Raw genomic sequence first — 7,493 nt, 5'->3', positions numbered from 1 at the left:
GCCACCCGCGCCCGGTGCTCGGCCGCGTCCGCCCTGCGCTGCTCGGCGGCCGGGTCCGGCGGCGCGACCGGTGCGTCACGCATGGTGGGATCGTGATCGAGGTGGACGCGGCGGCGGCAGCGGGTGACCACACCCGCGTCCAGCAGCACCGCGCGCTCCGCGACAACGTCCTCCACGACGACAACTGTATGGCAGTCCCCCGACACGGACGCCCGGTGCCTCGTCCGGTGCCCGGGAACCCGGGACCGACGTGCCCGGCCGGACGACGGCCAGTAGGTTGACGGCGACAGGCGATCAGGGAAGGAAACGGTGCCATGGGCCGCAGGGCGGACAGCACGCACGGCGGGACCGACGGCGGGGCCGAGCCCTCGTTCACGCCGAAGCGCGCGAAGAACGCGGTGAAGGTGGCGAAGGTGGTCCTCCCCGCGGCCGGGGCCACGCTGGCTCCGCTGGCGGTGCGGGCCGCGGGGGCGGTGCGGGAGGCGTACGACCGGTACCGGGCCCGTCAACTCGGCGTCGAGGTCACGGACCTGCCCGAGTTCACCGGCCGGGGCGGCGCGCTGCTCGCCCGGATCGCAGGGGCGGCCGACGGCCTCTCCGCGCTCGCCGCATTGCCCGCCCGGACCGGGGACGACACCGCGTCCTCCGCCCGGTCGGAGGACGACCCGGCGTTCGTCCGCCGGTCCCGCGCCACCCTGGATCAGCTCACCGCCTCGGTGCGCGCGGCGGAGCACATGCCCGCGCCCCGGCGCAGGGCCGCCCACCGCGCCGTCGCCGCCGAACTCGACGCGCTCGAGACCGAACTCCTGGACCGGCTGGGCGTGGCCGGGCGCTGACCGCACCTCCGCCCCGGGGCGTGGGCCCGCCGCCCGGGAACGGCTCCTACGCTGGGCACCGTGGGTGAACCGTCCGACCGCAGCGCCGTCCGGGGCGCGCGCGGGCCTCGCTCGCGGGCTGCGCCGCCACGCTGAGCGTCACCGCGCACACGACCGCGGGCGGACACCTGCCGGACCTGCCGACCACCGCCGTCCTCGTCCTGCTGGTCGGGTGGGTCTCCACGGCCATGGCCGACCGGGTGCACGGGACCGCGGGCACGGTCTCCGTCCTCGGCGGTGCGCAGATGGTCACCCACGTGGTGCTCAGCCAGTTCTCCGGGCACGCGACCGGGGGGCCGGCCATGACCGCCCTGCACGGGGCCGCCACCCTGGGCACCGCGTCCCTGCTCACCCGCGCCGAGACGGTGCTGGCGGTGGCCGTCCGGGTGCTCGGCACCGTGCAGGCGCTGCTGCGGGCCTCCGCGCGGTCGGATCCCCGCCCGCCCTGCCCGGTTTCGGGCGGGCCGACCGGCGTGCCGACCGGCCCGGACACGGGCTGCCGGGCCCTCGCGGTGCTACTGCAGCGCGCCCACCCCCTCCGGGGGCCGCCCGCGACCTCCTGACCGACGACGAATCCGATTCCCTATCCCGACGGTTCAGGAGCGACACAGCACATGTCGACACAACGATTCCCGACACGGCGATTCCCGACACGGCGATTCCCGACACGGCGATTCCCGACAGGGCGGGCCGCGCCGCCGCGCCACCGGACCGGTGTCCCGGCCGTGCTCGCCGTCGCCCTGATGGGAGCCCTGGCGACACTGACGGTGCTCGTCGGCGCCCCGCCCGCGGCCGCGCACAACGTGCTCATCTCGTCGGACCCCGCCGACGGCGACCGACTGGACACCGCACCCGGGGAGGTGACCCTCACCTTCGACCAGCCGATCCAGGACGCGGGCACGAACGAGGTGGCCGTCACCGGCCCCGACGGTGCGGCGTGGGCCGAGGGCACCGTCACGATCGACGGTGCCGAGGCCACCGCGCCCCTGCGCCCGCTGGGCCCCGCGGGCGAGTACGTCATCGGGTTCCGGGTGCTCTCGGCCGACGGCCACTCGGTCACCGACGAGATCCGGTTCACCCTCACCGAACCCGGACCGGCCGCCGGGGACACCGGCGGGCCCGGCGCCGACGGCACGGCGGAGGACGGTCCGCCGCCCTCCGTCCGGCAGGTGCCGGACAGCGTCGTGCCGGAGGACCCGGCCGCGGGCACCGACGACGGCACCACCGACGACGACCCCGCGGGCGTGCCCGTGTGGGTCTGGGTGATCGGTGCGGCAGCGCTGCTGGTGCTCGGGCTCGGCGTCGCGTTGCGGATGGGCCGTTCGCACGAGGACTGACACCGGCCACCCGTGTCCGACCCCGACCGGTGGAGTTCGGCGCGACCGAAGTCCACCGGTCGGGTGCCGCGTGGTGTCGTCCGGGGCCGCCGGCACCGAAGCGACGAGCGGCCGGAAACCGTCGCCGAATGTGTCAGGGTGCCCCGTTCAGCGGTACCGGACCCACCGCGTGTCGGTCCGCCCCTCCCGCAGATCATCCAGACGGCGGTACAACTCGTGCCGGACCGAGGGATGACTGCGCAGGATCGGGAGCACGCTCGTGGTGAGCTTCAGCTCCCTGGCCGCCCGCAGTGTGGCGAACCCGTCCCAGCCCGTGACGTCGAAGCCGTAGCCGGCCGCCAGCTCCCGGTACCAGGAGGACGGGTCCCCGAACCGCTGCCGTCCCACCGCGAGCGGGGTGAGGTCCCACTCCGGGGGGCCGTGGCTGCAGGAGTCGAAGTCGCACAGCACCGGACCGTCCTCGCCCACGATGACGTTGCCGGGGTGCGCGTCCCCGTGGATGAGCCCGGCGGGCAACGGGAACCGCAGCGTCGCCAGCTGCTGTTCCACCTCGTCGCACCGCCGCAGCAGGAAACGCCGGTCACCCGCGGCCAGCTCCTCGGCGTCGGCGATCCGCGCGCGGACGTCGTTCAACGGGGCCCACGGGCCCACCTCCTCCGGTGCGGGCAGCGCGTGCACCCGGCGCAGCAACCCCGCCAGCTCACCGGAGGTCGCCCTGCGGCCGGTCCCGGGCACCCGGTGCCACACGGTCAGCACGTGCTCGCCCACCACGAGGGGCTGGCGCACCCCGTCGAGCAGGCGGACGGCCGGGACGCCGTGCCGGGCGAAGTGCTCGGCCACCGCGACCACCTTGTACGCCCGGTGGCGCAGCGCCCGGGAGCCCACGATGCGCACCACGACGGGGTCGGCGGCGAGCGAGTACACCGCGTTGTTGGTGAACCGCAGCAGCGACGCGCCCCGGGGGTCGAGGTCGAGCCGGGCACACGCGGTGTCCAGGACGTCGTCCAGCTGCTCCCGGGTGAACCGGCCGTCCACCCGCGCGCCCTCGCCCGTACCGGCCCCGCCTTCTACGCGAAGAACTGATTCATCCGCTCGGCCAGGTCGCGCGCGTCGCTGTTGTTGCTGCGCCGCTGGGCCTCGTGCTTGAGCGGTTCCATGCGCTTCTCCACCCGCGCGGACTTGAGCCCCTCGGCACAGTCCAGCGCCTTTCCGCCCACCTTGGCGCCGTAATCGATATCGCCCTCCAGCAGGTGGTTGGTCGCCAGCATGCTGAGACTGAACGTCTTGCTGCGGGCCATGTCCTCGCCGTAGGAGTCGGTGGCCTTGCGCAGCGCCGGGATGGCGTAGCGGGAGTGGTTCGGGTCGACGTGCTGGGCCAGGGCCGTGTGCACCGTCCCGACCATGGCGTGCACGTCGGTCTCGTCGAAGAAGCGCACCCACGACTCCGCGTTGGCGAGATCGGCACGGGCGAACTCGTCCCGCGTCCTGCCCAGCAGTTTCACCGCCTGCTCCTCGTTGCCCATCATGGCGTAGGCCCACGCCTCGTTGGCGCAGAGCACGGCCACCGCCAGCTCCGACCCGGAGTCCTGGGCGGCGAGCTGGCCGAGCTGGAACAGCTTCAGCGCGTCGTCGGGTGCCTCCTGGTGCAGGTAGACCCGTCCCATCCGGTAGAGGATGTTCGCGACCAGCGGGTTGTTCTCGCCGTGTTTGGCCAGGTCCAGCGCCTGCGCGAAATGATTGCGCGCCGAGTCGACGAGGTCGATGTCGAACGACGTCCATCCGGCGAGGCTGTGCAGGTCGGCCAGCGCGACGAACAGCCGGGACTTCACCTGCTCGGTGCCGCCGGCCTGGAGCATCTGCTGGCCCCAGGACAACTGGGCCACCACCGCGTCCCGGCAGAACCCACCGCCGTACTGGTAGTCGAGCGCCCGCAGTGCCCTGGTGGCCGCCTCGACCTGCCGGACGTCGGTGACGCCGATCCGCCCCGGCGCGGGTGTCCTCGCGGGGTTCGTCGCCCAGGCGGACGAGGTGGGCCCGAAGACCGCGGCCCCCATGGTGACCTGGGCTGCGTGCGCGAGGAACTTCCGTCGCTTCACGGACTCGTCCTCCTCAGCTTGCTGCTCGCCGGTGGTCCCGACGACCTCGTTCCGCGTGGCCTCGTCGTAGGCGAGGCCCATGTACCCCGGCCGGATCCCCAGGCCATGGCAGATGCGCGAGAGCACGTCGTAGGCCATGACCTGCCGACCCTTGAGGATCTCCGACACCTCGGACTGGGACTGGCCGGTCATCGCGGCGATCTGCCGCTGCGAGATGCCGTGTCTGCGCAACTGCCGGTAGACCTCGCTGATGTCGCGAGCGGCGAGCGCGTCCCGCATCTCGCGGCCTTCCCAGACCTCGGGATCGATGCGACCGTGCGTGTCGTCCCTGTCGGTGCCGGTGTCCATTCCGCCCCTCCACAGTCGGCCTCGGGCGTCGGTGTGCAGCGTAAGCAACGTCCATTCAACCGCGCGAAAGCACGTTCGGGGAGTCTGATCGGCCGGACCGAACCTCCGGCGACCGCTCGGCGTGCCCGGCTTGCCGGTCAGCGCTACGGGATGCACTCGGGGTTCTCTCGGCGTTCGATTCGCCGCAATGTTGGGTAAGCGCAGGGTGCGTGGCCGGACGGACACCGTACGCAACCACACCCCGCCCCCGGCGATCCGGGGGACGACCGAGACGGAACCGAGAGGACGTGAGGGACGTGCACTCGATCACAGCCGACCGTGCCGCGGCCGGCGCGTCCCGCGTCGACCCGCCCGGTGCCGGGGACCCGTCCGCCGACGAGGCACACCCCGACGCGAGCGACAGACCGGTGTGGCGCGTGCGGTGCGGTGACCTGATCAGCAGGCACCGGTGCGTCACGGTGTTCGTCGACGCGGGTGAAGTCGTCCTCGTGGGCCCTCCCGGCGAGACGGCACGTCTGACGCACAGCCAGCTCGGCCGACTCCGGGCCGCGCTCGACGAAGCCGCCGACCTGGCGGAAAGGTGAGGGTGAGTTCCGGTGGACCAGATACTCGGACAGGTGCTCCGCGACGCGGTGTGGGAACGCCTCGACATGCTCGCCGACCTCGCCGACCGCGCCGACGCACCGTCGCTGGTGTCGGTGGCGCGCTCGGAGCTGCCCCGGCTGACCGAGGGGTGGCGCGCGATGCTGCGGGCCCACGAACCCGACGAGCGCGGCGACTGCCCCACCTGCTCGACCAGGTGGCACCGGTGCAAGGCGCCCTGCTCCGTCTGGCAGGTCGCCCACGACCACCTCGTGGCGGGCGGGCTGGCCCCGTCCCGGCACCCCACCCCGTCCCCCGGCACCCCGCTTCCGTCGGCTGCTCCCGCTTCCCCGGTCCCCCCGTCCCCTCCGGAGCAGCCGACGGGCAGGCACGCCCTGCTGTCGTCCACACCCCGGAACGAACCCCGACACGCCCTGGCCGGAGGGCGGCGCCGATGACCAGATCGACGGACCCGGTGATCCGGTCGGCGCATCCGGCACGCCCGTCCGACGGTGTTCTCCCGCCGGACGGCCCCCGATCGTCGGCGGCCGGCTCGTGCGTACCCCCGAGCGTGACGAGTCCGGCCGCCGGCTCCCTCGCGAAACCTTTCGCGATTAATCGCAAAAATCCCGCGGACCCACTGGCACCAGCCCTACCGGCCGGTTAGGTTGAGCGGGCAGCGGTCGATTCCGAGATCGTTCACACGACGGAACCACCGCCACACCGACACAACTACACACCGCGCACGGGTGGCCGGGCCACCCACCGGGTGATCCTCGCCCGGTGACGCCTGTGGCCGCCCGCGCACCCCGCCCCTGGTGGGCCCCGACTCCGCGGGCCGGTGCCGTTGCACTCCCCCTCCCCCCGACCGGCACCGGCCCGCGGTTCCATCTCCGCTCCCGAACCTCGCGGTTCCCGTACTCGCGTTCACTCGTCGGTGACGCGGAATCCGGACACGATAAGGTCGCTGACCTGCACAGCAAGGAGCACGACGTGTCCGAGAACCAGACGGTGAGCCCTGGCCCGACCCCGCCGGAACCGGACGGGGAGACCGGCGACGGGACGGCCCGCACCGGATCCACCCCGCTGCGGCGGCAACCGGTCCAGCAACGCAGCGCCCAGCGTGTGGAGCGCATGCTGAACGCCACCGCCGAACTGCTCGACGAGGTCGGGTACGAGGCGCTGACCACCACACTCATCGCCCGGCGTGCCGGTGTCGCCGTGGGATCGCTCTACCAGTTCTTCCCCGACAAGCGCGCCGTCGTCCAGGCGTTGACCCAGCGCAACCTCGAACGGTTCATCACGGCGGTCAACGACCGGCTCGACACGCTCGGCCCCGGCCACTGGTGGGACGTCGTGGACTCGCTGCTGGACATCTACCTGCGGATGCACCGCGAGGTGCCGGGCTTCTCCCAGGTGCACTTCGGCGACGTGGTCGACCTGCGCCTGCTCGACGACCGGCGCACGAACAACACGGTGGTGACCGACGCGCTCGCGGCCCTGGTCACCCGGCACGTGTCCCTGTCGGCCGAACAGGTGACGCTGCCGATCTCGGTCGCCGTCGAGGCGGCCGACGGGCTGTTGAACCTCGCCTTCCGCCGCGACCCGGTCGGCGATCCGGACGTGATCGCCGAGACCAAGGAGCTGATCCGGAGCTATCTGGCGGGCAAGTTCGGCGAGTGACGCCCTCACCCGAAGGCGCGGCCCTCACCCGAAGGCGCGGCCCTCGCCCCGGTAGGTGGGCACGGTGCGGACCAGCCGCCCGTGTTCGAGCAGGTGGTAGTCGTTGACGTGCTCGGCGAGCTCCCCCGCCTTCGCGTGCCGGAACCACACCCGGTCGCCCGGACGCAGCCACCGGGCGGCCTCCCCGGTGACCGGGGTCTGCACCTCCCCGGCGCCCTCCACCCCGAGCAACCGCAGCCCCGAGGGCAGGTACGGCGTCGGCAACCGGGACGGCCCCGCCTGCCCCGAGGCGATGTACCCGCCGCCGCCCAACGTCACCACGTCGGCGCGGGGCCTGCGCACCACGGGCAGCGCGAACAGCACGGCGGGGCGTGGGGCGAATCGCGTGTACCGGGAGAACAGCGCGGACCCGATCAGCCCGGAGCCCGCGGTGACCTCGGTGACCGCCTTCTCGGCGCGGGTGGACTCGACGCTGCCGGTGCCACCGCCGTTGACGAACTCGAGGTCGGCCACCCGCCGCACCGCGGCGACCACGGCGGCACGCCGCCGCGCCAGCTCGACGGCCGACCGGC

8 protein-coding genes and 1 pseudogene are annotated in these 7,493 nt (G+C 73.5%); 6 read left to right on the top strand and 3 right to left on the bottom strand.

Annotated elements, in window-relative coordinates; all coding sequences use genetic code 11:
• Positions 1 to 314 precede the first annotated feature (314 nt).
• From SACPADRAFT_RS0214940 to SACPADRAFT_RS0214930, 3 genes are all read left to right on the top strand, one after another.
• Positions 315 to 836, top strand: coding sequence for a DUF6474 family protein (locus SACPADRAFT_RS0214940; protein ID WP_007025672.1), 522 nt, complete (start codon positions 315 to 317; stop codon positions 834 to 836).
• A gap of 227 nt (positions 837 to 1,063) precedes the next feature.
• Positions 1,064 to 1,438 (top strand): hypothetical protein, encoded by a 375-nt coding sequence (locus SACPADRAFT_RS27915; protein WP_007025673.1) that lies wholly within the window; start codon positions 1,064 to 1,066, stop codon positions 1,436 to 1,438.
• 180 nt (positions 1,439 to 1,618) lie between these two features.
• On the top strand, positions 1,619 to 2,212 hold the full coding sequence (locus SACPADRAFT_RS0214930; RefSeq protein ID WP_040924427.1) for a copper resistance CopC family protein: 594 nt from the start codon (positions 1,619 to 1,621) through the stop codon (positions 2,210 to 2,212).
• A 147-nt stretch (positions 2,213 to 2,359) separates the two neighbouring features.
• Here SACPADRAFT_RS0214930 and SACPADRAFT_RS0214925 read toward each other — a convergent pair whose 3' ends face one another.
• Both SACPADRAFT_RS0214925 and SACPADRAFT_RS0214920 read right to left on the bottom strand, forming a co-directional pair.
• Positions 2,360 to 3,247 (bottom strand): phosphotransferase enzyme family protein, encoded by an 888-nt coding sequence (locus SACPADRAFT_RS0214925; RefSeq protein WP_007025675.1) that lies wholly within the window; start codon positions 3,245 to 3,247, stop codon positions 2,360 to 2,362.
• Between the two features lie 32 nt (positions 3,248 to 3,279).
• Complete coding sequence (locus SACPADRAFT_RS0214920) at positions 3,280 to 4,656, bottom strand: helix-turn-helix transcriptional regulator (RefSeq protein ID WP_007025676.1); 1,377 nt, start codon at positions 4,654 to 4,656, stop codon at positions 3,280 to 3,282.
• A 296-nt stretch (positions 4,657 to 4,952) separates the two neighbouring features.
• On the opposite strand from SACPADRAFT_RS0214920, the gene SACPADRAFT_RS0214915 reads away from it, so the two are divergent.
• The 3 genes from SACPADRAFT_RS0214915 (at position 4,953) to SACPADRAFT_RS0214905 (ending at position 6,921) form a co-directional block, all read left to right on the top strand.
• Positions 4,953 to 5,240 (top strand): hypothetical protein, encoded by a 288-nt coding sequence (locus SACPADRAFT_RS0214915; protein ID WP_007025677.1) that lies wholly within the window; start codon positions 4,953 to 4,955, stop codon positions 5,238 to 5,240.
• Positions 5,241 to 5,252: 12 nt separating this feature from the next.
• Complete coding sequence (locus tag SACPADRAFT_RS0214910; RefSeq protein ID WP_007025678.1) at positions 5,253 to 5,696, top strand: hypothetical protein; 444 nt, start codon at positions 5,253 to 5,255, stop codon at positions 5,694 to 5,696.
• A gap of 535 nt (positions 5,697 to 6,231) precedes the next feature.
• Positions 6,232 to 6,921, top strand: a complete 690-nt coding sequence (locus tag SACPADRAFT_RS0214905) for a TetR/AcrR family transcriptional regulator (protein WP_007025679.1) — start codon at positions 6,232 to 6,234, stop codon at positions 6,919 to 6,921.
• Positions 6,922 to 6,945: 24 nt separating this feature from the next.
• On the opposite strand, the pseudogene SACPADRAFT_RS27910 reads toward SACPADRAFT_RS0214905, so the two are convergent.
• A pseudogene (locus SACPADRAFT_RS27910) lies at positions 6,946 to 7,493 on the bottom strand (amino acid deaminase/aldolase); the annotation flags it as partial.

It is taken from the genome of Saccharomonospora iraqiensis subsp. paurometabolica YIM 90007 (assembly GCF_000231035.2).
In the GTDB taxonomy this organism is placed as follows: Bacteria; Actinomycetota; Actinomycetes; order Mycobacteriales; family Pseudonocardiaceae; genus Saccharomonospora; species Saccharomonospora paurometabolica.
This window is presented reverse-complemented; position numbering and strand designations above follow the sequence as displayed.

Excerpts from the sequence above, each read along its gene's own strand:
- SACPADRAFT_RS0214940 (WP_007025672.1), top strand. The coding sequence starts at position 315 with ATGGGCCGCAGGGCGGACAGCACGCACGGCGGGACCGACGGCGGGGCC.
- SACPADRAFT_RS27915 (WP_007025673.1), top strand. The coding sequence starts at position 1,064 with ATGGCCGACCGGGTGCACGGGACCGCGGGCACGGTCTCCGTCCTCGGC.
- SACPADRAFT_RS0214930 (WP_040924427.1), top strand. The coding sequence starts at position 1,619 with ATGGGAGCCCTGGCGACACTGACGGTGCTCGTCGGCGCCCCGCCCGCG.
- SACPADRAFT_RS0214920 (WP_007025676.1), bottom strand. The coding sequence starts at position 4,656 with ATGGACACCGGCACCGACAGGGACGACACGCACGGTCGCATCGATCCC.